The organism is Kitasatospora sp. NPDC022785 (assembly GCF_055561295.1).
This window is the reverse complement of the sequence record NZ_JBVHHB010000005.1, coordinates 190818-214113: the sequence shown is the minus strand read 5'-3', so window position 1 is coordinate 214113 and position 23296 is coordinate 190818. Positions and strand designations below refer to the sequence as shown.

At 74.2% G+C, this 23296-nt stretch carries 22 protein-coding genes; 10 read left to right on the top strand and 12 right to left on the bottom strand.

Annotation, left to right across the window (positions count from 1 at the left end):
- Positions 1-20 precede the first annotated feature (20 nt).
- A complete protein-coding gene (locus ACZ3YO_RS11055; protein ID WP_465567713.1) occupies positions 21-542 on the bottom strand; it encodes a GNAT family N-acetyltransferase in 522 nt (173 codons plus the stop codon).
- 174 nt (positions 543-716) lie between these two features.
- Here ACZ3YO_RS11055 and ACZ3YO_RS11050 point away from each other — a divergent pair, with 174 nt between their 5' ends.
- Entirely contained in the window at positions 717-1112 is a 396-nt protein-coding gene (locus tag ACZ3YO_RS11050; RefSeq protein WP_465567710.1) for a hypothetical protein, read from the top strand.
- A 115-nt stretch (positions 1113-1227) separates the two neighbouring features.
- Here ACZ3YO_RS11050 and ACZ3YO_RS11045 read toward each other — a convergent pair whose 3' ends face one another.
- The 6 genes from ACZ3YO_RS11045 to ACZ3YO_RS11020 all read right to left on the bottom strand — a co-directional run bounded on the left by ACZ3YO_RS11045 (position 1228) and on the right by ACZ3YO_RS11020 (position 11194).
- Complete coding sequence (locus ACZ3YO_RS11045) at positions 1228-2595, bottom strand: C40 family peptidase (RefSeq protein ID WP_465567707.1); 1368 nt, start codon at positions 2593-2595, stop codon at positions 1228-1230.
- Between the two features lie 218 nt (positions 2596-2813).
- Positions 2814-3881 (bottom strand): hypothetical protein, encoded by a 1068-nt coding sequence (locus ACZ3YO_RS11040; protein WP_465567704.1) that lies wholly within the window; start codon positions 3879-3881, stop codon positions 2814-2816.
- A gap of 168 nt (positions 3882-4049) precedes the next feature.
- Positions 4050-5831 carry a threonine/serine exporter family protein gene (locus tag ACZ3YO_RS11035; RefSeq protein WP_465567701.1) on the bottom strand — a complete coding sequence of 594 codons (1782 nt, stop codon included), beginning with the start codon at positions 5829-5831 and terminating at the stop codon, positions 4050-4052.
- 127 nt (positions 5832-5958) lie between these two features.
- On the bottom strand, positions 5959-6612 hold the full coding sequence (locus tag ACZ3YO_RS11030; RefSeq protein ID WP_465567699.1) for a DedA family protein: 654 nt from the start codon (positions 6610-6612) through the stop codon (positions 5959-5961).
- 169 nt (positions 6613-6781) lie between these two features.
- Complete coding sequence (locus tag ACZ3YO_RS11025) at positions 6782-9139, bottom strand: tetratricopeptide repeat protein (protein ID WP_465567696.1); 2358 nt, start codon at positions 9137-9139, stop codon at positions 6782-6784.
- A gap of 99 nt (positions 9140-9238) precedes the next feature.
- The gene (locus tag ACZ3YO_RS11020) at positions 9239-11194 is read right to left on the bottom strand and encodes an ATP-binding protein (RefSeq protein WP_465567693.1); all 1956 of its coding nucleotides are present in this window, start codon (positions 11192-11194) and stop codon (positions 9239-9241) included.
- 355 nt (positions 11195-11549) lie between these two features.
- On the opposite strand from ACZ3YO_RS11020, the gene ACZ3YO_RS11015 reads away from it, so the two are divergent.
- A complete protein-coding gene (locus ACZ3YO_RS11015; RefSeq protein WP_465548365.1) occupies positions 11550-11873 on the top strand; it encodes a hypothetical protein in 324 nt (107 codons plus the stop codon).
- Between the two features lie 62 nt (positions 11874-11935).
- Here ACZ3YO_RS11015 and ACZ3YO_RS11010 read toward each other — a convergent pair whose 3' ends face one another.
- Positions 11936-13210 (bottom strand): TetR/AcrR family transcriptional regulator, encoded by a 1275-nt coding sequence (locus ACZ3YO_RS11010; protein ID WP_465567690.1) that lies wholly within the window; start codon positions 13208-13210, stop codon positions 11936-11938.
- A gap of 194 nt (positions 13211-13404) precedes the next feature.
- Between ACZ3YO_RS11010 and ACZ3YO_RS11005 the strand changes: the two genes are divergently transcribed.
- Positions 13405-14562, top strand: coding sequence for an acyl-CoA dehydrogenase family protein (locus tag ACZ3YO_RS11005; protein WP_465567687.1), 1158 nt, complete (start codon positions 13405-13407; stop codon positions 14560-14562).
- A 51-nt stretch (positions 14563-14613) separates the two neighbouring features.
- On the opposite strand, the gene ACZ3YO_RS11000 is transcribed toward ACZ3YO_RS11005, so the two are convergent.
- Positions 14614-14880: a hypothetical protein gene (locus ACZ3YO_RS11000; RefSeq protein WP_465567684.1), complete on the bottom strand. Its 267-nt coding sequence runs from the start codon at positions 14878-14880 to the stop codon at positions 14614-14616.
- Positions 14881-15007: 127 nt separating this feature from the next.
- Between ACZ3YO_RS11000 and ACZ3YO_RS10995 the strand changes: the two genes are divergently transcribed.
- Entirely contained in the window at positions 15008-15325 is a 318-nt protein-coding gene (locus tag ACZ3YO_RS10995; protein ID WP_396322074.1) for a cupin domain-containing protein, read from the top strand.
- Positions 15326-15447: 122 nt separating this feature from the next.
- Here ACZ3YO_RS10995 and ACZ3YO_RS10990 read toward each other — a convergent pair whose 3' ends face one another.
- A complete protein-coding gene (locus ACZ3YO_RS10990) occupies positions 15448-16038 on the bottom strand; it encodes a TetR/AcrR family transcriptional regulator (protein WP_396321976.1) in 591 nt (196 codons plus the stop codon).
- Between the two features lie 134 nt (positions 16039-16172).
- Here ACZ3YO_RS10990 and ACZ3YO_RS10985 point away from each other — a divergent pair, with 134 nt between their 5' ends.
- Complete coding sequence (locus ACZ3YO_RS10985; RefSeq protein ID WP_465567680.1) at positions 16173-17705, top strand: MFS transporter; 1533 nt, start codon at positions 16173-16175, stop codon at positions 17703-17705.
- A 140-nt stretch (positions 17706-17845) separates the two neighbouring features.
- On the top strand, positions 17846-18484 hold the full coding sequence (locus tag ACZ3YO_RS10980; protein ID WP_465567677.1) for a class I SAM-dependent methyltransferase: 639 nt from the start codon (positions 17846-17848) through the stop codon (positions 18482-18484).
- A gap of 44 nt (positions 18485-18528) precedes the next feature.
- Here ACZ3YO_RS10980 and ACZ3YO_RS10975 read toward each other — a convergent pair whose 3' ends face one another.
- Both ACZ3YO_RS10975 and ACZ3YO_RS10970 read right to left on the bottom strand, forming a co-directional pair.
- Positions 18529-19503 (bottom strand): DUF3626 domain-containing protein, encoded by a 975-nt coding sequence (locus tag ACZ3YO_RS10975; protein ID WP_465567674.1) that lies wholly within the window; start codon positions 19501-19503, stop codon positions 18529-18531.
- Positions 19504-19648: 145 nt separating this feature from the next.
- Positions 19649-20116: a MarR family winged helix-turn-helix transcriptional regulator gene (locus ACZ3YO_RS10970; protein ID WP_465567671.1), complete on the bottom strand. Its 468-nt coding sequence runs from the start codon at positions 20114-20116 to the stop codon at positions 19649-19651.
- A gap of 225 nt (positions 20117-20341) precedes the next feature.
- On the opposite strand from ACZ3YO_RS10970, the gene ACZ3YO_RS10965 reads away from it, so the two are divergent.
- From ACZ3YO_RS10965 to ACZ3YO_RS10950, 4 genes are all read left to right on the top strand, one after another.
- Positions 20342-20725: a YidH family protein gene (locus tag ACZ3YO_RS10965; RefSeq protein ID WP_465567668.1), complete on the top strand. Its 384-nt coding sequence runs from the start codon at positions 20342-20344 to the stop codon at positions 20723-20725.
- 197 nt (positions 20726-20922) lie between these two features.
- Positions 20923-21219, top strand: coding sequence for a Sec-independent protein translocase subunit TatA (tatA, locus tag ACZ3YO_RS10960; protein WP_396321982.1), 297 nt, complete (start codon positions 20923-20925; stop codon positions 21217-21219).
- 153 nt (positions 21220-21372) lie between these two features.
- Complete coding sequence (locus ACZ3YO_RS10955; RefSeq protein WP_465567664.1) at positions 21373-22635, top strand: sensor histidine kinase; 1263 nt, start codon at positions 21373-21375, stop codon at positions 22633-22635.
- The gene (locus ACZ3YO_RS10950) at positions 22632-23279 is read left to right on the top strand and encodes a response regulator (RefSeq protein WP_465567662.1); all 648 of its coding nucleotides are present in this window, start codon (positions 22632-22634) and stop codon (positions 23277-23279) included. Before ACZ3YO_RS10955 ends, ACZ3YO_RS10950 begins: the two co-directional genes overlap by 4 nt.
- Positions 23280-23296 lie beyond the last annotated feature (17 nt).

Genomic DNA, 23296 nt, shown 5'->3' with positions numbered 1-23296 from the left:
CCCCGGTGGCGGCATCCGATTTATTCCGCCGCTGCCCCGGGCCGGTCCAGGGGGTCGAAGACCCAGTGGTTGACCCGCAGCAACCGGCCCGCGAAGTCCACCTCCCGCTCGCCGAGCAGCCGGAAACCGAGGGTGCGGCAGATGCCGTTGGACGGCCCGTTGGTGGTTGCCGGGTGGGCGTGCACCGGGCCCCAGCGGCCGTCTTGGGCGGCCAGGTCGAGCACGGCCCGGACGGCCGCCTTGCCGACGCCGCGGCCCTGGAACTCCGGCAGCACCATCCAGCCGATCTCGGAGACGACCTCGCCGTTCTCCTCGTTCGGCCAGAGTGCGACGCTCCCGGCCACCTCGCCCGGCGCGGCCCCGTCCGGGACGATCATCTTGATCCAGGAACGGTCCGCCGCCGCGGCCAGCACGTCCCGCCGGACCTTGTCCGCGATGCCGTCCACCGGCAGCGGCCCGCCCAGTTCGGCCATCATCACCGGATCGCACCGCATCCGGACGTAGGCCCCGACATCCCCCGGCTCGACGTCCCGCAGCCTCATGTCACTTCCCTTCCGGCCGGCCGTCGTACGGCTGCCCTCCGACAACCGACCCTCCGACAACCGACCCTCCGACAACCAGCCTTCCGCACGCCGAACGGGACGGGTGTGACGCCGGACGGGCAGGTCAGGCGTAGGACGGCGGACGGAGGGACGGCGGACGGGCATGATGGGGCCATGTCTCCGGTCCCCGTCACCCCGCGTCCCCTGAACGCCGCCGAGCGGGCGGTGCTGGAGCACGTGCTCTCCGCCGGCTTCGACGGCGCCGCCGAACTGCGGAGCCAGCTGGACCGGACCGAGGTGGTGGCCGTCTGGGGCCCGCGGTCGGTCAGCGTGGCCTTCGGGGTGCGCGAGCCGGCGCCACCCGCGGCGGCGCTCCGGGGCCCGAGGCCGCTGCCGGTCGACGCGATGGTGTTCGACGAGGCCGGCGAGTACGTCGGCGAGCTGCTCGTCTGGACCGAGGACGGCGCGCTGGCCGGCCTCGAATACGCCTGGGTGACCGACGAGATGCCGCTCACGCTGCCGCCGGTCGCCCGGATCCGGCCCGGCGCCCCGGATTCGCCGCAGTTCTGACGGATCGCCACCACCGGCATGGGCCGCCACGACACCGACCCCGCCACGTCCACGACTCGACCTGCTCGCCGGGCGCCTGCCCTCAACGGAGCGCCTCCAGCGCCAGGACCCGTGGTCACGGCCGGGCGTAGAAGTCCGGCTTGCCCATGATCCAGAGGCTGGCCTGTTTGACCGGCATGCCCGCGCGGGGTGCCTCGATCATCTGGTCGTCGCCGATGTAGAGGCCGACGTGGTGGATGTCGGCGGCGCGGCCGGTGTCGGTCCAGAAGACGAGGTCGCCGGGGCGGAGCTGGCGGTAGCCGATCGGGGTGCTCTGGGCGTACTGGTCGGCGGCGAAGTGGTTGAGCTGCCGGCCGCCCTCGCGCCAGGCCATCATGGTGAGCCCCGAGCAGTCGTAGCCGCCGGGGCCCTCGCCGCCCCAGATGTACGGCAGGCCGATCTTGGAGCGGGCGAAGGCGACGGCGGCGGCCGCGCCCTCCGCCGACCACGGGCGGGCGGGCGTGGTCGGCCGGCCGGCCGCCACGCCCCCGGCGGCCTTCGCGGCCTCGGTCCGAGCGGCTTCGGTCCGAGCGGCCTCGGCAGCCGCTGCCTCGGCGGCGGCCTTCTCCGCCGCCTCCTGTTCCGCCGCGGCCTTCTCGGCGGCGGCCCGGGCGGCGGCCTCGGCCTCGCGGGCGGCGATCGCCTCCAGCGCCTCGCGCCGCTGCCGCTCCAGCTCGACGGTGGTGTGGCGGGCGGCGGCGAGGTCGGTGAGGAGCTGTTCGCGGCGCCGGCCGGTGGTGACGACCTGGTTCTGCTGGGCGGCGAGCCGTGCCTCTGCCCGCTCCCGGGCCGCGCCGACGTCCGCGGCGGCCTTCTCGGCGGCCGCGGTCGCGGCGCGCGCGGCGGCCGAGGCGCGGGTCGCGGCGGCGGCGGTGGAGGTGGCCGCGTCGAGGATCTGCCGGGTCCGGTCGCTGGCCACGCCGACCACGGCGGCCCGGTCGCCGGCCTCGCGCGGACCGCGGGCGCCGATCAGCGCGTTGATGGCGGAGAGTTCGGCGGTGGTTCCCTGGCGGTACGTTTCGGCGGCCAGCGCGGCGGCGTCCTCGGCGGCCGCGGCCCGGTCGGCCTCGGCGGAGGCGGCCCGGCCGATCGCGGCGGACTCCTCGGCCCGGGCCTTGGTGAGCGCGAGCTGGGCGCCGTTGAAGGCCTCGACGGCCTGTTCGGCGACCTGGCCGGCCCGGTCGAGTTCGGTCTTGGCGGCGGCGAGCCCGGCCTCGATGGCGGTGACCGAGGCGGCCCGGCGGTCGGCCTCGGCTCGTGCATGGTCGATGTCCTCGGCGGACGGGTAGGCCTCGTCGGCCGCCGGGGCGCCCGAGGCCTGGTCCGAGTCGACCGGGGCGCCCGAGGCCTGGTCCGGGTCGAGCGGGGCGGCCTCGGCGACCGGGAGCAGCCCGAGCAGGGCGGTGAGGGACAACAGGAGGATCGGCAGAAACCTGCGCGCCACGAGACATCCCTTCTCAGGGTCCCGGACGGGGCCGCCGGGTGGCCGTTCGGCAGAGCGGGCAACCCGGCAAAGCGCCCCATCACGTGACAAATCGTTTACGCATCACCATGCTCTCAAGCCGGACGGCTTTCACGCCCCAGGCCCGCACGGCCGCCCGGGTGATCCGTCAGATGATCCGACTGGACATCAACTCCTGCCGGGCGCACAAGGTGTACGAACTACCGGCGGATCCGGCGGGTGTGCGGCCGCAGGTGGGGGTGGCGGCCGGGCCGCGGCTCCAGGCCGGTCGGGCGGACCGCGTAGGTGCGGTTGCGGCCGGCCCGAACGGCCCGACGGCGCTGCTGGGCGCGGCGCCGGGTGCCGGGCTCGCGCGTTCCGTCGGCGGGGGCGGCGGTGCCGGAGCGGGGCGCGGCGGCGGCCGCCGAGCGGCGGTCGGCCAGCCGGGCGGAGCGCCGGGCCAGGGCGCGGGCCGCGTGCGCGTCGAGGTGGGCGGAGGCCCGGGCGGCCATCCGTTCGGCGACCCGGTGGGCGGCGGGGTGGTTGGCCGGGACCTTGTCCGGGGCGCCGGCGATCAGGTCGAAAAGCCAGGTACGGGCAATGTCCGCACGCCGGTGCAGTCGGCGCTCGCGCCGGAGCGCACGAGCCCGGCGACGCGGGCGCGTGGCGTAGCGCCACCGTGCCCAGGGGCTGCTGGGCCGGGCCAGCCGGATCGCGCCGATCCAGGAGATGCCGGGCACCATGATGCCGAGCAGGCCGGTCCACACCTTGCCCTTGAGCAGGGCGACGATGGAGACCAGCATGTTCACCGAGATCACCGTGACCAGCCCCCACCTGGTCTCCTGGCTGGGCACCACACCGAGCGGCACGTAGCCGACCAGCAGCAGCGCGGTGAAGAGGATGCCGAAGATCACCGCGTCCACCGACTTGCGGCCCTGCTCGCCCCAGTAGACGTCGTCCAGGTGCAGGATCAGCGCGAACTCGTCCAGCACCAGGCCGCAGCCGATGCCGAAGAGCAGGCCGAACACGTCGATCCAGGGGTGCCCCCCGTAGGTCGCGAACACCCCGATGCCGCCGACGAGCAGGAAGCCCAGGCCGAACACCATGTGGTGGATGTGCAGGCCGCCGGGGGTGACGTTGCCCGGCCACCAGCGCACCTGGGCCCTGATCATCCGGACGCTGAACCTGATGAAGACGAACGAGGTGATGAACCCGACCAGCAGCAGGAACAGCGGTTGCTTGTGCGCGGCGACGATGTGCTCGCGGTAGCCGTCCAGCAGTGTGGTCATGCGTCTTACCTTCGTTCCTGGTCCTGCGTCCGGCCTGCCGCGACATGGCCCCGGGGGGCCGGCACCGGTGCAACGAGCGTGGCACACGGTCCCGGCAGCGCCGTTGCGGGCGGGAGGCCGCGGGTTGCGGCCGGGGGGCGCGGCGGCGCCGCCGGCCGTGGGTGGGTGTCAGAAGCCGCGAGTGCGCTTGGCCGCCCGACGGGGGACGGCCGGCAGCTCGGCGTCGGCCGGCAGCTTCATGAAGAGCCGGGCGATCTCGCCCCCGAGGTTCACGCCGATCGCCAGCGCCAGGGCGATCGCGGCGGCCCGGGTGATCTGCACCAGGCCGCCTGCGGAGTGGCCCTGGGCGAAGGAGAGCATGCCGAGGTAGAGCGCCGAACCGGGCATCAGCGGGCCGATCGCCGCGGTCACGTACGGCAGTGCGGAGCCGTAGCGGTAGCGGGCCATCAGCTGGCCGAAGAGGCCGACCAGGCCGGCCGCCACACCGGTGGCGACGATCGGCGAGATCCCCGCGTTGTGGACCAGCACGCCGTAGCTGGACCAGCCGATGCCGCTGTTCAGGGTGACCAGGGCGAGCAGGCGGCGGTCGGTCTGCAGCAGCATCGCGAAGGCGAGCGTCAGCACCAGCGCGGCGACCATCTGGACCGGCGGGTAGTTGACCCCGGCCAGGCCCTCGTCCGGTTTGAGCTCGGCGTCGTAGCCGACCCCGAGGTAGAGGATCAGCATCACGCCGATGACGATGCCCGCCACCAGGTAGATCACTTCGAGCAGCCGGGCGGCGGCGGTGATGTAGAAGCCGGTCAGGCCGTCCTGGACGGCGGCGACCAGGGCACGCCCGGGCAGCAGCGCGAACAGCCCACCGGTGATCACGACGGAGCCGCGCAGACCCCAGTCGTTGAGGGAGAGGATGATGCCCGAGGCCGCCGCGGGCATCGCGGCCAGCACGAACTGGTAGAACTCCGGCAGGCCGCGACGGGCGATCAGCGAGGCCAGCCGGTCGCCGAGGACGGCCGCGATGAAGGCGCTGGCGAAGACCAGCCAGGCCTTGTCGTCGATCCGCCCGCCGACCAGGAAGGTCGCCGCGCCGGCCAGCAGCCCGGTGTTCAGCGCCAGCAGCCAGGCCGGGTACGGGTGCCGGTTGCGGCGGATCAGGGCGAGCCGGCGGTACGCGTCGTTGACGGTGACCGTCTCCGCGGTGATGTCGGCGACCAGCTCGTACACCGCGTTGAGCCGGGTGTAGTCGGAGGTGCGGCGGCGCACCACGCGGTCCGCGGTGACCGGCGGCTCGACCAGCGAGGGCTGGTGCGAGATCCCGATCAGGGTGAAGGTGACCTGCGGCTCGCAGCGGTCCAGCCGGTAGGCGTGGGCGATGCCGAGCATGGCCGCCTCGACGTCCTCGGCGGCCTCGCCGCTGGCCAGCAGCAGTTCGCCGATCCGGAGCGTCAGGTCGAGGATGCGCGGAACGTTGCGGGCGGCGGAGGGGTGCAGTTCGCGCGGGGTGCGTTCGAAGGCCGGGCGCTCGGTCATCGGGGTGCGCAGCAGCGTGCGCATCCGGTCCGGCCAGGGCGCCTCACCGGGGGCTCCGGGCTTCAGGGCCGGGACGGCGATGCCGGCCGGCGGGGTGTAGCCGGCCGCCTGCCACTCCTCGGGGGTGAGGGTGTCCTCGGCGACCGAACGGCGGCGGTAGGCCGCCGGGATCTCGTCCGCCGGCTCCTCGGCGGCCTCGTCGGCGCGCTCCGGGCTCAGCAGGCCCTTGGTCTCGGGGGCGGGCGGGGCGAGCGGGATCACGGTGGCCGGCTCGGCGGCCGGGGCGGGGTGGCCGAGCAGGCCCTCGGTGGGCGGCGCGTCGGAGGGGTGGAGCGGCTGCGCGCCGGGAGCCGGACGCGCCTGCCGGGCCCCCCTGCCGCCCCTGGCCCGCTTGCCTCCGCCCGGTCGGCCCCGCTTAGGCACTTCCGCTCCTTGCCGCCCCTGATGGCGCCGGGGTCGCCGGGCCGCCGTTCGATCTCGGGTACACCTTGCCCGATCGAACTGCCGGACGCACATGTACGCCGCGGCGGGCGCCGGGTGCGGGGGGTGCCTACCCGGCGTGGTCGCGGGCCGGGGCGGACGCGCCGGATCGGCGGGCACGCAGCAGTTCGAATGCCACCGGTAGCACCGAGACCAGCACGATGCCGACCAGGATCGCCTCGATGTTGTCCCGGACGAAGGGGATCTGCCCGAGGAAGTAGCCGAGGATGGTGACGCCCGCGCCCCAGAGGACGCCGCCGACGACGTTGTAGACGACGAAGGTGCGGTAGTTCATCCTGCTCACCCCGGCGACGATCGGGGTGAAGGTCCGCACGATCGGCACGAAGCGGGCCAGCACGATCGCCTTGGGCCCGTGCCGGTCGAAGAAGGCGGCCGCCTTCTCCACGTTCTCCTGCTTGAACAGCCGGGAGTCGGCGCGCCGGAACAGGCTCGGCCCGACCTTGCGGCCGAAGAGGTAGCCGACCTGGTCCCCGGCCACCGCGGCGGCCACCACCAGTGCGCAGACCAGCCAGAGCGGCTGGTGCAGGTAGGTGCCGTCGGCCACCAGCAGGCCGGTGGTGAACAGGAGCGAGTCCCCGGGGAGGAAGAAGCCGATCAGCAGGCCGGACTCGGCGAAGACGATGGCCAGGAGGCCGATCGGCCCGAAGGTGGAGATCAGGTGGGTCGGATCGAGCCAGGACGGGCCGAGGGCGAGGCTGGTCACGGGCGGACACTCCTGGAGGTCGACTCTTGGCAATGAAACAGTAAAGCATTCACCAAGAACGTCTGAACCCAGAAGGCCGGCCCGCACCCCGTCCACCCCACACCCGGCCGTCCCGCACCCCGCCCGTCCGGCCCGACCCGTCCGACCCGGGCACCCGGCCCGGCTGCGATCAGAGCCCGTACCGCTCGATGACCTCCTCGTGCCGGCCGGTGTCCGTGCCCGCCGCCCTGGCCAGGTCGAGCCAGGCCAGCGGGTGCGGCCAGGCGCCGGTGAGCCGGTGCAGCAGCGCGTCGGCCTCGGCGGCGTTGGCGGTGGGCGGCACCCCGACGGCGGCGTAGACGCCGGGCAGGAAGGCGTCCTCGTCGGCCGGGTCGGTGATGGTGTAGCCGTCCCCGCTGTAGGCCCAGACCGCGTAGCCGGCCTGGGCCAGCTCCTCGCGCAGCACGGCCCAGGCCTCGTCGCCGGGCCAGCCGCCGTCCATCCAGTAGGTGGTGTAGCCGGCCGGGTCGAGCAGGGTGAGCAGCCCGAACACCGGGCGCCAGCGCCGCCGCTCCTCCTCCGGCGCGTCCTCTGCGGGCGGCTCCTCCAGCAGCGCCGGGGCGAAGACCACCACGTCGCCGTGGTTGAGCGTCACGTCGTCGCCGAGCACCGGCAGGATGCGGGCGGTGGCCGGGCCGGTCCGGACGGCCGGGAGGTCGGCGGTGGCGCCGTTGGTCCGGGTGGCCCGGACGGTGACCAGCTGCCACTCCTCGTCCACCGGGCCCTCGGGCTCGTCGAAGTCCAGGCCGATCAGGGCCCCGGTGGAGCGGACCACCTCCCAGTCCCGGTTGGCGGTGGCGGCGGTGATCAGGTGCCAGAGGTCGGGCTCCTGGACGGTGCGGTACTGCTCCTCCTCCGGCGTGCCCTCGGCGGGCAGCGCGTGCACCAGGAGCTCCTGGTAGAACCGCTGCGCTCCCGCGTGGTCGCCCAGCTCGGTGGCCGCGGCGGCGGCCATCCGGCGGGGGCTGATCCGGCCCGGGTGCTCGGCCAGGATCGCCTCGCAGTGCTCCACCACCTCCGCCCAGCGGCCCTCGGCGGCGGCCCAGCGGGCCCGGACCCAGTGGCCGTCGGCCGGTCCGGTCGCCGCCAGGCGGTCGGCGAGGCGGCGCAGGCCCTCGTCGTCCTCGGCCTCGATCAGGGCACTGGCGAGCATGCCGCTCAGCTGCTCGCTCGCCGGGTCGGCGTCCAGCCACTCCCAGAGGAGGTCCGCGGCGGCCCGGACGTGGCCGAGGCCGCCCAGCACCGCGGCCAGGTTGAGAGCGAGGCCGGTGGCGCCGTCCTGCTCGCCCCGGTACTGGTCAAGGGCGACGGAGAGCAGGTCGGCGCCGGTCTCGGGGGGAACGCCCACGGCGGCAAGGTGCGCGAGCAGCTCGCCCGGCGGAACGGGCAGTTCGGGCTCCGGCAGCGCCTCGGCGGCCGCCCGCAGCGCGGCGACCTCCGCGGCCACGCCGTCCGTGCGGCGCAGCCGGGTGAGCTTGCGCTCGCCGGTGGCGGCCAGGGTGAGCGCGACCGTGCGGGCGCCGCGGGCGAGGGCGAGCCGCCCGGCGGCCAGCAGCAGGTCGACGCAGGGGCGGTGCGAACCGGTGCCGTCGAGGTAGCCGACCCAGCCGGCCACGGTGGCGCCCAGCTCGGCGTCGTTCTCCCATACGCCGGCCGCGACCAGCAGCTCGACGGTCTTCGTCCAGGCCGGCCGCAGGTCGGCGTGGCGCTCGGCCTCCTCCCGGCCCGGGAGCAGTGCGAGCGCCTCCTCGGTACGGCCGAGCGAGGCGAGCGCGCGGGCCCGCATCAGGGCGCCCCAGCGCCGGTCGCTGTCGTCGATCTCCCGGCCGCGGGCGCGCTCGGCCTGCTCGGCGGTGTCGAGCAGGGTCAGCACCTCCTCGTGCCGGCCGAGGAGGTGCAGGGTGCCGGCCCGGGCGTGGTGGAAGTGGAGCGAGAGCCGCTGGCCGGCCGCCTGCATCCGGGCGGCGGCGGTGTCCAGGTGGTCGAGCGCCTCGCCGGGGCGGCCGTCGTCCTCCAGGGCGTCGGAGTACTCCCGGGAGAGGCAGTCGAAGCAGGCCCGGGACGGCTCGATCCGCTCCAGCGTCTCGCTCAGCACGGCGAGCCGCTCCGGCACGTAGCCGGGGCCGTCGACCCGGGCGTGGCAGATCGCGAAGTCCTGCACCACGCAGACCGACTGCGGGCAGCCTGCGGTCTCCTCGCGGTGGGCGAACTCCAGCAGGTCGACCGCCTCGGGCAGGGCCTGCTCGCCCTGGTGGCGCTTGTTCAGCAGGTTCTGCATCCGCCAGTGCCGCAGGTAGACCTCGACCCAGGGCAGGCCTAGCGACCGGGCGGCGGCGACGGCCTCCGGGTAGACGGCGTCGAGCTGCTCGTTGCGGCCCTCGTTGGCGTGGCCGGGGAGCTCGTAGATGGCGTCGGCCAGCCGCCGGTGGCCGGCCTCGGCCAGCTGCTCGTGGGTTTCGCGCACCCAGGCCCAGATGTCGGTACTCATGCCTCTTCCGTCTCCCCCTGCGGGTCGTGCGCCGTGCTGGTGGTCAGTGTGGCCGGGGCCGCTGACGGTCTGTCCGGACCGTGGGCCGGGGCCGTCGGTTCAGCCCGCATCCGTGAGCCCGCCCGGGCTGTCCGGGACGGCGGGCAGCCCGGCCGGCACGGCGGCGGTGAGCGCGGAGACCGCGGTGCCGATGCCCGCCAGGGCCGCGGTGAGGTCGCCGCCGCCCCCGCCGGCCGAGGCCGCCGCCATGATCACCTTGAGCGAGCGGAGCAGCCCGGCGGCGGTGGCGCTGCCGGTGTGCCCGTCGCGGTAGGCGGTGAGCAGGTCCTGGACGGCCGGGCTGGCCAGGTTGAGGTAGAGCCGGGCCCTGACCTCGCCGTCGGTGCGGGCGGTGAACGCCCGGGCCAGCCGCAGCGCGGCGGACGGGATCCGGGCGTCCGCCTGGTCGTCCTCGATCCGGGCCTTGAGCTCGGCCTCCCGGTCGGGGACGAGGACCAGCGGCAGCCCGGCCGGCTCGAACCGGGCCGGGACGAGCTGCTCGCCCTGGTCGGCGAGGGCGCCGGCGAGCCAGGCGGCCTCCTCGGCGGGCAGCGGGCGCTCCGGGTCGCGGAACAGCTCGCGGTTGCCGCGCTCGCTGCCCAGCTCGACGATCCGGCAGTCCCGGAGCTGGGCGTAGCGGCGCAGGAACGGCAGCACGGCGTAGCGGTCGCCGCGCGCGATCGGCACCTGCATCGCCCGGTAGAGCATCTCCTCGAAGCCGCCGTTGCCGCCGAGCGCGACGTGCACCGCGCCTCCGCCGGCCGCCCGCAGCGCGCCGGCCGTGAGGTCTCCCTGCGAGGTGGGCACCGGGACGTCGTCGGCGAGCAGGGTGAAGAGCCGGTCGTCGCAGAGCGCGGCGCCGAGGAGGTCCTGGCCGTGCCGGGCGAGGATGCGCCGCCAGACGGCGGGCCGCAGCCGGGCGGTCTCGTAGAGGCCGTCCACGACGGCGTCGGTGAGGGCCTGCTGGAGCGCGCGGTAGTGCTCGTCGCGCTGGAGGTCCTCGCGGCTGGCGGTGGGGGTGAGCCGGCTGGACTCGACCACGCCGCCGACGAACCCGGCCCAACTGGGCAGCAGGTCGCGGGCGTCGTCGGCGAGCAGCATGCCGCGCAGGTAGACGGCGAGGTCGCGGTTGTCGCTGCTGCCGTAGGTGCCGCCGTCCTGGACCCAGAGCAGGCCGACGGCGTCGCTGCCACCCTCGACGGGCCTGACGGGGAAGGCGGTGAGCGGCTCGAAGCGGCGGCCGAAGGCGGTGGCGAACCGCATCCGGGCGGCGTACGGGTCTGCGTCGGAGGGGTCGCGCGCAGCGGCTCGGCCGAGGCTGGTGGTGGTCGACGGGTCGGAGGACTGCCGCCAGGGCACCGGGACGGCGTTGACGGGCTGCTCGTCGTCGCCGACGTAGACCGGGATCGGCAGCAGCACGCAGTACCGGCCGAGCACCTCGCGCAGCGCGTGCTCGTCGGCGAGGTGGGCGTGTTCGGTCTTCAGCGACAGCTCGACCACGGTGCCGGCGCCGGGCCGCGCGGCGGCCGGCTCGACGCTGTACTGCTCGCCGCCGAAGCTGCGGTAGCGGTGGCCGAGCAGCGGCTCACGGTGGGAGGTGGTGGTGACGGTGACCTCGTCGGCCACCGAGAAGGCGGAGAGGAAGCCGAGGCCGAAGGCGCCGATCAGCTCCTGGTTGCCGGTCAGTTCGCGCAGCATCCGGGTGTAGCCGGTGCCGACGGTGGCGAGGTAGGCGTGGATCTCCGGCTCGGTCAGGCCGGCGCCGGTGTCCTCGATGCTGACGGTGCGCCGGTCCGCGTCGGCTCGCACCCGGATCAGCGGCCGGTGGTCGCCGTCCGGGTCCTCCAGCAGGCGCCGGGTGTGCGAGTCGTGGGCGTTCTGGACGAGTTCGCGCAGGGCGACCAGCGGGGTGGAGTAGAGGTGGGTGGCGAGGACGTTCACCAGTCCGCCGAGATCGACCTCGGTCGTACGCAGATCCTCGGCGGGCACGGGGTCGGGCGGGAGACCTTCAGACATGGGTCCTCAGTGTGCCAGTGCGACTATCCGGCGACCATTTCTTTCTGACGACGGACGTCCGGTCAACCTGGTATTGACCGCCGGGGGTGGCGGACCGGCCGTCGACTGCTCCGTTCGGGTGCATCAACCTCCCTCTACACGGGTGGATTTGGCGCTGGGAGCGTAACGCCTCGCCGTCCCACCCGGGATCCGGATATGCCGCCTTCATGACACCATCGGGCGAATTGCCACCCATTCGGTGGAGTTCGTCCACGGCGCTGGTGAATGCTGGTCGCGCGACGTCAGGCAACGGCGCTTCGGGGCGGCCACTCCGGAAGGCGCCATTTTTCGCACTCCACCCTTCAGGGAGACCAGCGTGTCCCGTATCCGCGCAGCCGCCGCCGTCACCGCCCTCGGGGCCTTCCTCCTCGTCGGCGTCGGTGCCGCCACCGCGCACGCCGACAACGGCGCCGGCGCCGACCACCACTCCAACAGCAGCGTGGTGAGCAACACCGGCTCCAACAACGTGATCGGCAACGTCCACGGCAACGTGGTCAACACCCAGCAGACGGCCACCGGCTCCGGCGCGAGCAACCAGAACAACGGCCTCGCCGTCACCGGCAACGGCGGCGACATCGGCGCCCTCCAGGGCAACGGCAACCTCGCCGCCACGGTGTACTACCCGCACGTCCTGTACTAGGACGAGCCTTCCGGGCTCGGGCCGGGTGCCCGCCCCCCGCGCGCGGGGGGGCGGGCACCCGGTCACGTCCGGGCGGGCACGCCCAGGACGGCCCGGCCGAGGCGGCGCAGACAGTCGCCGAGGTCGGGCCGGTCGCTGTACGGACGGTTCCGCACTCCGTCGTTGACCATCGCGAACAGCGCGTGGACCCGGATCCGGGCCTCCGCCGCGTCGCACTCCGGGCGCACCCGGCAGAGCAGGCCGACCCACGTCCGCAGGAAGTCCCGCCGGAAGTCCACCGCGGCCCGCCGGTCCGGCGCGGCCAGCCGCTCGGTCTCGCTCAGCATCACGCCCAGGTAGTCGCTGTTGCGCCGGGCGAACCCCACGTACGCGGCCAGTCCGGCCTCCAGCGCCGCCGCCGGACCGGCCTCCGCATCGATCGCGCCCGCCACCTCGTGCCAGAGCCGCTCGCGGCTGCGCACCAGCGAGGCGGCCAGCAACTGCTGCTTGCTGTCGAAGTGCCGGTACACGCTGGGCCCCGAAATACCGACTGCGGCGCCGAGTTGGTCGGTGCTGACGTTGTCGAACCCGCGCCGGTGGAAGAGCCTGACCGCCGCCGCGAGCAACTCCTCCCGGCGCGACTGCGGCCGCAGCTCCGCTCCGGCGAAGAGCGGCTGCACCTCATCGACGGCGAGGGGCGGTTGCGCCTCCGCGACGACGAACGGCGGCTGCGCCTCCTCGACGACGCAGGGGGGCTGCAACTCCGCGACAGCGAACGGCGGTTGCCCATCGGGAGCGGCGTCCGCCAAGGACACGGCGAGCACCGCCGCCACCAGCTCGCGCAGCAGCCGTTCGGCCCGGCGCAGCTGCGGGACGGCCGACTGGTAGGAGAGGCCCGAGCAGGCCGAGAGCGCCGACCAGCAGATCAACTCGGCATCGTGCGGCGAGAGTTCAGGCCGTTCGACGCAGAGCACGCCTGCCATCAGGGCGGCGTCGGCGCGCAGCTCACGCCGGAGCGCGGCCCGCCGGGCCGCCGGCAGCAGCCGGGCGTCGCGCTGCACCAGCGTGCCGAGCGGCCTGTGCCCGACCGCGACGGCGGCCAGCGCGGCGCCGACCTCCGCCGTGGAGCCGGCCGCCCGCAGCCCCACCGCCAGCTCGTCCAGGCCCAGCCGGACGGCCCGGTCGAGCAGTTCGGGCTTGCCGCGGAAGTGCCGGTAGAGGGCGGGCGCGGTGATGCCGACCCCGGCGGCGACCTCCGTCATCGACACCTGGTGGTACCCGCTGCGGTGGAAGCGCTCGGCGGCCACGGCCAGGATCTGCGCCTGCCGGGCCGGCGCGGGCGGCCGCCTGACCACCATGCCGTCGCCCCCTCGTACCAGCTCTCCGTCAACGCCGACCGTAGGCTAGCAAGGATTCACTTCACGGGCCTCCGAGCCCGCCGGTACCGGCCTCTGCTCCGGCGGGGACACCGGCACGCCGACCCTGGACAGCCGAAGCTACCCGGGATTAACTTGTGGAGCGATCACCTGGCACCACCGAAGGGAGCGCCGCCGTGCGCCGCACCGTGTTCACCGAGGACCACGAGGCCTTCCGGGAGACCATCCGGGACTTCATCGCCAACGAGGTCGTCCCCGTCTACGAGACCTGGGAGGCCGAGGGCCACCCGCCGCGCGACTTCTACCGTCAGCTCGGCGCGCTCGGCATCTACGGCATCGAGGTACCGGAGGAGTACGGCGGCGCCGGCGAGAGCGGCTTCAAGTACCAGGCGGTCGTCGCCGAGGAGACGGCCCGCGCGGGCGTCAGCTTCGGCTCCTCGGGGGTGCACACCGGCCTGGTGCTGCCCTACCTGCTGGAGTACGCCAACGAGGAGCAGAAGCAGCGCTGGCTGCCGGGCTTCGTCTCCGGCGACATCATGACGGCCATCGCGATGACCGAACCGGGCGCCGGCTCCGACCTCGCCGGCATCTCCACCACGGCCAGGCTCTCCGAGGACGGCACGCACTACGTGCTCAACGGCGCCAAGACCTTCATCACCGGCGGCGTGCTCGCCGATCTTGTCCTGGTGATCTGCCGGACGTCCCCGTACGACCCGGACAACCGCCGGGCCGGTCTCTCCATCCTCTGCGTGGACACCGCCTCCGAGGGCTACACCGTCGGCCGCAAGCTGCAGAAGATCGGCCTGCGCACCTCGGACACGGCCGAGCTGGCGTTCAGCGACGTCAAGGTGCCGGTGGAGAACCTCCTCGGCGAGGAGGGCAGGGCCTTCTCCTACCTGACCCACAACCTGGTGCAGGAGCGGCTGGCGATCGCCGTCGGCGCGTACGCGGCCTCGGCGGCGGCGGTCCGGTTCGCCGTCCAGTACGTCAAGGACCGCAAGGTCTTCGGCAAGGCGGTGGCCGAGTTCCAGAACACCAAGTTCACGCTGGCCGACTGCGAGGCCCAGGTGGTGGCCCAGCAGTCGATGGTCGACCGCGCGCTGGAGCTCTACCAGCGCGGCGAGCTGACCGTCGCGGACGCGGCGGCGGCGAAGCTGTTCTGCACCGAGTCGGCGTCCGGCGTGATCGACAAGTGCCTTCAGCTGCACGGTGGCTACGGCTACATCCTGGAGTACCCGATCGCCCGCCTCTACACCGACAACCGGGTGTTCCGGATCTACGGCGGCACGAGCGAGGTCATGCGCAGCATCATCGCCAAGTCGCTCGGGCTGTAGCGGTTGTCGTCCGACGGCGGGCCGCCCCCACGGCGGCCCGCCGTCGTCCGGTCAGTTGGGTGAGCTGCGCTCGGCACGCCAGGCCTCCCAGCCCGCCGACGACGCGACCTTGGCCTCGTGCAGCGCCCGCTGGGCCATGGCCGTCGGCGGGGTGTCCATACTCCGCACCCAGCTGCGGCCGGCCGTGGCCAGCGCCGCACACACCATCACCGCCCCGGCTGCGCCGAGCAGCGCGCCGATGCCCGTGAGCACCGCGCCGCCGGCCAGCAGCGAGCGGTTGACCTGGAACCCGCTGAGAAAACTCTGGTTGGTAGCCATGCATCCACCATGGGTGCAGTCGGCGGACCGCGCACGCCGAAAGACTCCGGGTGCGGGAGCCGACCGCGTCCGCGACGCTGGCGGAGGGGCCACGGGGCCCCGGCAGGCCGGCCCTGGAGGACGCACGATGGTCGATCTCGAACTGCTCGCCGTGGAGCACGCGGCGAGGGCCGCCGAGAGCCCGCACGGGCGCAGCTCCCACCTCGTGCTGCACGACGGCGTCCTGCGGCAGACCGTGATCGCGCTGACCGCGGGCACCGCACTGGACGAGCACAACGCGCCGGCCGCCGCCTCCCTCCAGGTGCTGCGCGGCCGGGTCTCGCTGACCATCGCGGGCCGGCTCCAGGAGCTGTCGGCGGGCCAGCTCCACCCCGTCCCGCAGGAACGGCACGGACTGCTGGCCCACGTCGACTCGGTGGTGCTGCTGACGGCGGTCACGGCATAGACCCGCCGATGGGCCGATCGGCCCATCGGCCCATCGGCCACGACGGCGCCGAGGCTACGGAAGCGCCGCAGCCACGACGGCGCTGCGGCCACGGGAGCGCCGCAGCCACGACGGCACCGCGGCTACGACACGGCCGGCCTGAGCACGGTGTCACCGACCAGCCGCAGGCCGCGCAGGAAGTCCCGCCCGGTCGGCGCCATATCGGGCGCGGCCAGCCACTGGCCGACCAGTCCGACCAGCAGCGCCTGGTAGAACATGCCGCGGGCCAGCTCCTCCTCGGTGTCCGGCACCTCTTCGAGCCCCTGGAACAGCGCCGCGAGCCCGAGCCGGCCCTCCTTCTGGGCGCTGGCGAGCGCCTCCTGCAGCTGGGGCGCCCGCTCGGTCTGCATCATCGCCTCGAACTGGGCCGTCCAGAGGCCGCGGTGCTCGGCGAACGTCTCCTTCACCCCGTCCCAGACGGCGACGAACCGCTCCTCCGGGTCGTCGGAGATCGCGTACGCCCGCTCCACCACGGCGCCCAGCGTGCCGCCCCACTCCCCCATGGCCTCGATCAGCGCCGCGTCGAGCAGCGACTCCTTGGAGCCGAAGTGGTAGCCGATGGCGGCCAGGCTGACGCCGGAGGCATTGGCGATGTCGCGGGCGGTGGTGCGCCCGTAGCCCTTGTCGAGCAGGCAGCGCTTGGCACCGGCGAGCAGGTCTTCACGATTTCCCATGGGCCCAATGGTACGGTCAATCCAGACATGTGTCTTGCACGCATGTCTTGCACACCTACTGAACAGATGAATAAGACGCATGAGTTAGACGCTCGTGCTAGACAAACGTGCAAGACGGCTCTACTGTCATCCCCATGACCGCAACCACCGGCCGCGCAGGCCGTCGCGCATGGATCGGCCTGGCCGTCCTCCTGCTCCCGACCCTCGTCCTCACCATGGACATGGGCGTGCTCTTCTTCGCCGTCCCGTACATCTCCACCACGCTGGCGCCGAGCGGCACCGAGCAGCTGTGGATCATGGACATGTACTCGTTCCTGCTGGCCGGACTGCTGATCACGATGGGCTCGCTGGGCGACCGGATCGGCCGCCGCCGGCTGCTGATGACCGGCGCCGCCGGCTTCATCGGCGCCTCGCTGCTGGCCGCCTACGCGGACGGCGCCGGCCAGCTGATAGCCGCCCGTGCCGTGCTGGGCGCCGCCGGGGCGACCGTGATGCCCTCGACGCTCGCGCTGATCCGCAACATGTTCCACGACCCCAAGCAGCGACAGGTCGCCCTCAGCGCGTGGGGCGCCGTCCTCACCACCGGCGCCACCCTCGGGCCCGTCGTCGGCGGCCTCCTGCTCGACCACTTCTGGTGGGGCTCGGCCTTCCTGATCGCCATCCCGGTGATGGCCCTGCTCCTGGTCACCGCCCCGGTGCTGCTGCCCGAGTACCGCACCCCGCAGCGCGGCCGCTTCGACCTGCTCGGTGCCGGCCTCTCGCTGGCCGCGATCCTGCCGCTGGTCTACGGCGTCAAGACCCTCGCCGTCGACGGCTGGAGCCCGCTGGCCGCCCTGGCCCTCCCGGTCGGCCTGCTGTTCGTCGCGGCCTTCGTCCACCGCCAGCGCACCGCCGCCGACCCGCTGCTCGACCTGAGCCTCTTCCGGATCCGCGCCTTCACCGGGGCGATCAGCGTCAACTCCATCGCGATGTTCGCGATGATGGGCTTCACCCTCTTCACCTCGCAGTACCTCCAGCTGGTCAAGGGCATGAGCCCGCTGACCGCCTCGCTCTGGTCGCTCGTCCCCAGCGTGGGCGTCGGCGCCGCGGTCGGCCTCGGCTCGGCGCTCGCCGGGAAGGTCCGGCCCGCGGTCATGATGGCCGGAGGCTTCCTGACCGGCGCGGCCGGCTTCGCGATGATGACCCAGGTCGGCGCGGACTCCCCGCTCGCCCTCATCCTCACCGCGGCGGGCATCCTGGCCGCCGGCACCGTCGGCACCATGACCCTCACCGCCGAGATGGTGATCTCCGCCGCCCCGGCCGAGCGGGCCGGGGCCGCCTCCGCCACCTCCGAGACGGCCGTCGAGCTCGGCAGCTCCCTCGGCATCGCCCTGCTCGGCGCGGCCGGTGCCGCCGTCTACCGCTTCCGGCTCGACGGCTCCCTGCCGGCCGGCCTCGACGGCGAGGCCCTCCACACCGCCCAGGACACCCTCGGCGGCGCGGTCACCGTCGCCGCGGGCCTGCCCGGCCGGCTCGGCGCCGAGCTGCTCGACACCGCCCGCGCCGCCTTCACCGAAGGCCTGCACGTCGCCGCCGTGGTCGGCCTGGTCTTCGCGCTCGGCGCCGCCCTCCTCGCCTACCGCCTGATGTCCCACCTCCCCGCCCGCCCGGCCGAGCCCGCCGCCTGACCCCACCCCCCTTGCGCGTCATCAGGAGCCCCCACCCCGCCCGCGGGGACGGGGGCTCTCGCACACCCGCCGTGGCTACGGCCCGCGGCATTCCGCCGAACTCGGCCACGCGCGCCGACTCCCCCTGGCAGGCTGCCCGCATGACGAACAGTGCTGACCACGGGCGGGTGCGGGCGAGTTACGACGTCGTCGCGGAGGAGTACCGCGAGCGGGTGGGGGGTGAGCTGGCGTTCAAGCTGGTGGACCGGGGGCTGCTCGGGGTGGTCGTGGAGGCGGCCGCGGGCGGGGTGGTGGCGGATCTGGGGTGCGGGCCGGGCCATGTGACGGGCTGGCTGGCGGAGCGCGGGGTGAAGGCCGTGGGGGTCGACCTGTCGCCGGCGATGGTGGAGCTCGCACGGCGGGACCACCCGGAGGCGGAGTTCCGCGAGGGCGACCTGCTGCGGCTGCCCGCGTCGGACGGGGAGTTCGACGCCGCGGTCGCCCTCTACTCGGTGATCCACCTCGAACCGGCCGAGCTGTTGCCCGCGTTCGCGGAGCTGCGGCGGGTGCTGCGGCCGTCCGGCACCCTGCTGGTCTCGTTCCACCTCGGCACGGAGGTCCGCCGGATGGACGAGTGGTGGGGCCACCGGGTGGACGTGGACTTCCACTTCCTGGAGCTGGAAACCGTCGCCGGCCTGCTGGCGGAGGCCGGCTTCACCGTCGAGGCGCGCCTGGAGCGGGGCCCGTACCCGGAGGAGGCGCAGACCCACCGCGGCTACCTGCTGGCCCGTCGCGGCTGAGGCCCGTTCGGGGGCGGGCCCGGCGCGATCGGCCGGAAAGGACCCTAGGCGGCTTCCGGGCGGGCGGGCGAGCCGAAGCGGGCGAGCAGGTGCCAGACCCTCTTGAGGTCCTGCGGGTCGTAGCGGCCAGTGCGGGCGGCGTCGCCGAGAATGCGCGGGTCGAGGTGGCCGTCCTCGGCGAGGGTGAGGCCGAGGGCGACGAACTCGGGCCCGCGGTAGTCGGGGTGACGGCGCAGCTCGTCGGTGGAGAGACGGACGCCGGGGTGCCACTCGACCGGGCAGGGGAGGCGGCGGGCCTGCTCCTCGACGGGGGTGCCGCGGTGGCTCGGGTCGAGGACGAGCGCCTCGACGTCCCGGTCGAGCCGGACCTCGCCGTGCACCTGGGCCTCGATGTAGTCGTCCAGGGCGTCGGCGTCGTCGGCCTCGGCGAGCGGGACGAGGCCGAACCGCTCGGCGACGCCGAAGTCGGCCGGTTCGAGGAAGCTGTCGGGGTAGCAGAAGGTGACGCGGGCCAGGGCGGGCGCGCTCAGCCGGAAGTGGGCCGAGCCGAACCGCGGCGCGGCGCCGAGCGGCTTGCGGCGGAAGTTGAGCGCCCCGTACACCGGGCGCGCCTCGGCGGGGGCGGTGTCGTAGGCGCCGCCGAAGATACGGCTCTCCCAGCGCCAGCGGTCGCCGCCGGGGTGGGCGGTGAGGCCGCCGTTGCTGGTGCCGGTGACGAACTGGGAGCGGTAGACGGCGTCGCCCGCGAGCGCGTCCAGGATCGGCCGGCCGCCGGAGACCCGGTCGGGGTGGAAGTTCAGGGTGACGCGCAGGTCCGGGTCGATCGGCGGCCCGGAAGCGAGGGCCGCGACGTGGTGGAGTGCGCGTTCCCGGGCGGTACGGGGCTCCTCGGCGCGAAGAGTTCCGGTGCGGGGCGTGCCGGTGCGGGGCTCCTCGGCGCGGGGTGTGCCGGTGCGGGGTGTGCCGGCGCGGGGTGTGCCGGCGCGGGGTGTGCCGGCGCGGGGCGTGTCGGTGGTCATCGGGGCAGTGTTGCGGATGGAGGCCCGCCGGCGCATCCACATTTCCTCAAGTTCGTACTGCGAATCAACATGCTTCCTGCAGCGAACCAAAAGAGGGGAGAGGTGGTTGGCGGATGCAGTACCGGGCCGCGATCGACAGCCCGCCTCAGCGGGATCCCTCGTCCAGCTCCAGGAAGACCGCCGGCACCTCGTTGTCCCGGACGACCCGGCCGAGCAGCCCGGCGAGCGCGGCCCGGTCTCCGGCGCCCAGTCCGGCCGGGAGCCGGTCGATCCGGCGGCAGACCTCGGCGTAGAACTCCTCGACCAGCTCCGATCCGGCTCCGGTGAGCACGATCCGCACGGCCCGCCCGTCCGACCGGTCGGCCTCACGCCGGACCAGTCCGCGCCGGGTGGTGCGGTCGACCAGGCCGGTCAGGCTGGACTTGGCCAGCCCGAGCACCCCGCCCAGCTCGGTCATCCCGTACGGCTGCGCCATCAGCACACAGAGCAGCTGCCCCTGCTGCGGCGTGATCCCGTACCCGCGGGCCACCTCGGCGTACACCGCGTTCACCAGGAAAGCCGACCGCACCAGGGCGGCGACGACCCCCGTTTCCTCTCCCGCAGCCTTTGCCATCCGGCCAGAATACGGCAGCCGAACAGGCCCGCCGGGGCCCCGGGAGAACACTGTTCGCAGGGCGAACCACTTCCGCAGGTGAAAGGCAGGGCAGATCGGGAAGGCCGACCGCTCCGCCGGGGCCGCGCTCGGCTGGACGGAACAGGCGAGGAGCGGCTCCCGGGCTGCGCGACCGGGCACCACGGCCTAGCGTCGACGGCAACGCCGGGCGGAGCTGGAGGGCCGATGCCGTCGTCGGAACCGGGACCGGAGCCGGACGGGGAGCAGGACGGTGGCGGCGACGAGCCGGACTACCGCTTCTCCCTGGCCAATGAGCGGACCTTCCTCGCCTGGATCCGCACCGCGCTCGGCCTGCTCGCCGGCGGGATCGCCGTGGACCAGCTCACCCCCGGCGTCGCCCCCGCGCCGCTGCGGATCGCGCTGGCCGTCGTCTGCGCGCTCGGCGGCGCGCTGGTCGGGGTGACGGCCTACCGACGGTGGACGCGGGTGGAGGCGGCGATGCGGGAGGGTGCTCCACTGCCGCGGACGCAGGTCCTGCTGGTGCTCTCGGTGGGGGTAGCGGTGGTGGCCGCGGTGTTCTGTGGTCTGATCGTCGGGTACTCCCACTGAGGCCGGGGTGACCCGAGTGCACTCACTGCTACACACAGTGGTCCAGACCACTCCCCCCGGGCCGCCCGCGCAACATCTGCATTTTGACCAGCGTTTCCCGGCCGGTGTATACGTTCGCCTCCGCGGACAGGCATACTGGCCAGGTCGGGCGCTTTGCCCTCCTGTGACTCTAGAAGAGAAAGGACCGGTGGCCAGGGATGCTGCGGAACGGTCTTGAGCCCTGGCACCTCCTGGTGGTGCTGGCTGTCGTTGTCCTGCTGTTCGGATCGAAGAAGCTGCCCGAGATGGCGCGCGGCCTCGGCAAGTCCATGCGCATCCTCAAGGCGGAGACCAAGGCTCTGCGCGAGGACGACGCCCCCGCCGACGCGGCCGCCCAGGGCACGGCGCAGAACACCGCCGCCCCGCAGCAGCCGGCCGCCGAGCAGGCCCGCCCGGCCGTGACGCCGACCAACGTCACCAAGGCCACCGAGACCCCCCGGTCCACCACGGCCTGAGTCTCCCGGATCTCCGACGAAGCCCCCGCTGAGCACAGCGGGGGCTTCGTCGCGTCCGGAGCCGATGGCAGCCTCGACCGGCCTGAAGGAGGAGGCGCGTTCTCACCCTGAGGGACGATCATCCCGGACCGGCCCGACCCTAGTCTCGACAAGGTGACGGGAACACGATGGTGGGGGCTGCGGCTGCTGCGGCCCGCCCTGTTGGCATCCGGGCTCGGGTACCTGCTGCTGACGGGCCGCCCCGCGGAGCTGGGCGCGGGCGGCTGGGCGATCGGCCTCGCCGCGCTGCTGCTGGCGGCGCTCGGCGGGCGGTGGCCGCTGACGGTCGCGCTCGGCCAGTGCGCGCTGCTGGCACTGACGGCCGCACCGGCCGCCGCCACCGTGCACGTCGAGGTCAAGGCCGGGGTCGCCGCGGCCTTCTTCGAACTGGCGCTGCGCCGCTGGGGCGCTCCGGTCGTTCAGGCCGGGGCCGCCCTGGCCCTCGTCCAGCCGGCCACCGCCGGCGCCGGGCTGCCCTGGTCCGAACTGCCCTGGTCGGAACTGCCCTGGTCGGAGCTGCTGTGGGGCGTCCCGGGCGCGCTGTACCGGGCGGCGGTGGTCGGCGGCGTCCCGGTGCTGCTGGCCGGCTACCTCCGCTCGGCCGAGCAGGCCGCCCGGACGGCTCAGGAGCGGGCCCGCGAGGCCGAGCACAGCCGCGACCTCGCCGAGTGGGGCGCCCGGATGGGCGAACGCGCCGCCATCGCCCGCGAGCTGCACGACATGGTGGCCCACCACCTGGCCTCCACCGTGCTGCGGGTCGGGGTCGCCCGGCACGTGCTCCCCGGCACCGATCCGCGGCTGGCCGCCGTCCTGGACGACGTGCACGCGAGCGCCACCACCGCCCTCGCCGACCTGCGGCGTCTGCTCGCCGCCCTGCGGGAGCCCAACGCCGAGCACCTGGCCCCGCTGCTGGCCGAGACCACCGACCTGCCGGCCGCCGTCCACGGCGTCGTCGAGCGCTCCCGGCAGGCCGGCCTGCGGATCGACGCCGACATCGGCGGACGGCTCGGCCAGCTGGACGCGATCGGCGGGCTGACGGTGCTGCGGCTGGTGCAGGAGGGCCTGGCCAACGTCGCCCGGCACGCCGACGCGGGGGCGAGGGTCCGGCTGCGGGCCACGACAGAGGTCACGGCGGAGGGGGAGAGCGTGCGGTTGGAGCTGGAGAACGAGCTGTCCGAAGGCCACCGTGCCCCCGGCGGTGTCGGCGGCGGCCACGGGCTGCTCGGCATGCGCGAGCGGGTCGCACTGGTCGGCGGGGCGGTCGAGGCCGGACCGGTGCCGGGCGGCTGGCGTCTGGCGGCCTCCTGGCCGCTGACCGCACCCGGCGCACCGGCCGTACCGGGTTCCTTCGCGAAGGCCCACGGGGGTGCCGCGTGATCGGCGTCCTGATCGTCGACGACCAGCAGCTGGTCCGGGCCGGCGTGCGGATGCTCTGCGAGTCCACCGACGACCTGGCCGTCGCCGGCGAGGCCGCGGACGGCGCGCAGGCCGTCGAACTGGCCCTGCGGCTGCGCCCCGACGTCGTCCTGATGGACCTCCACATGCCCGGCACCGACGGCATCGCCGCCACCCGCGAACTGAACCGCCTGCTGCCCGCCACCCGGATCGTCGTCCTCACCACCTTCGACGACGACGACCGCCTCTACCCGGCCCTCGCCGCCGGAGCCTGCGGCTTCCTCGCCAAGGACGTCGAACCCGCCGCCGTCCTCGACGCCGTCCGGCGGGCGGCGTCCGGCGAGAGCCCTTACAGCCCGGCCGTCCTGCGGCGGGTGGTCGCCAGGGCCGCCTCCGACTGGACCGGCGAGGACGGCCGGCGCCAACCCGTCGGCGGCCTCACCGGGCGCGAGCACGAGGTGCTGCGGCACATCGCCGGCGGGCTCTCCAACATCGAGATCGCCGAACGGATGCACCTCGGCGTGACCACGGTGAAGACCCACGTCTCCCACCTGATGGCCAAGACCGGCAGCCCGAACCGGGTCGGGCTGGCCGTCCTGGCGATCCGGCAGGGCCTGGCCGGCTGAGACCGGCTGCCCCGGAC

Coding starts and splice junctions, on each gene's coding strand:
- ACZ3YO_RS10995 (WP_396322074.1), top strand. CDS start 15,008: ATGGTCGATCTCGAACTGCTCGCCGTGGAGCACGCGGCGAGGGCCGCC.
- ACZ3YO_RS10975 (WP_465567674.1), bottom strand. CDS start 19,503: ATGACCACCGACACGCCCCGCGCCGGCACACCCCGCGCCGGCACACCC.
- ACZ3YO_RS11010 (WP_465567690.1), bottom strand. CDS start 13,210: ATGGTGGTCAGGCGGCCGCCCGCGCCGGCCCGGCAGGCGCAGATCCTG.
- ACZ3YO_RS10990 (WP_396321976.1), bottom strand. CDS start 16,038: ATGGGAAATCGTGAAGACCTGCTCGCCGGTGCCAAGCGCTGCCTGCTC.
- tatA (WP_396321982.1), top strand. CDS start 20,923: ATGCTGCGGAACGGTCTTGAGCCCTGGCACCTCCTGGTGGTGCTGGCT.
- ACZ3YO_RS10985 (WP_465567680.1), top strand. CDS start 16,173: ATGACCGCAACCACCGGCCGCGCAGGCCGTCGCGCATGGATCGGCCTG.
- ACZ3YO_RS11000 (WP_465567684.1), bottom strand. CDS start 14,880: ATGGCTACCAACCAGAGTTTTCTCAGCGGGTTCCAGGTCAACCGCTCG.
- ACZ3YO_RS11040 (WP_465567704.1), bottom strand. CDS start 3,881: ATGACCACACTGCTGGACGGCTACCGCGAGCACATCGTCGCCGCGCAC.
- ACZ3YO_RS11050 (WP_465567710.1), top strand. CDS start 717: ATGTCTCCGGTCCCCGTCACCCCGCGTCCCCTGAACGCCGCCGAGCGG.
- ACZ3YO_RS11055 (WP_465567713.1), bottom strand. CDS start 542: ATGAGGCTGCGGGACGTCGAGCCGGGGGATGTCGGGGCCTACGTCCGG.
- ACZ3YO_RS10970 (WP_465567671.1), bottom strand. CDS start 20,116: ATGGCAAAGGCTGCGGGAGAGGAAACGGGGGTCGTCGCCGCCCTGGTG.
- ACZ3YO_RS11025 (WP_465567696.1), bottom strand. CDS start 9,139: ATGAGTACCGACATCTGGGCCTGGGTGCGCGAAACCCACGAGCAGCTG.
- ACZ3YO_RS10965 (WP_465567668.1), top strand. CDS start 20,342: ATGCCGTCGTCGGAACCGGGACCGGAGCCGGACGGGGAGCAGGACGGT.
- ACZ3YO_RS10980 (WP_465567677.1), top strand. CDS start 17,846: ATGACGAACAGTGCTGACCACGGGCGGGTGCGGGCGAGTTACGACGTC.
- ACZ3YO_RS11020 (WP_465567693.1), bottom strand. CDS start 11,194: ATGTCTGAAGGTCTCCCGCCCGACCCCGTGCCCGCCGAGGATCTGCGT.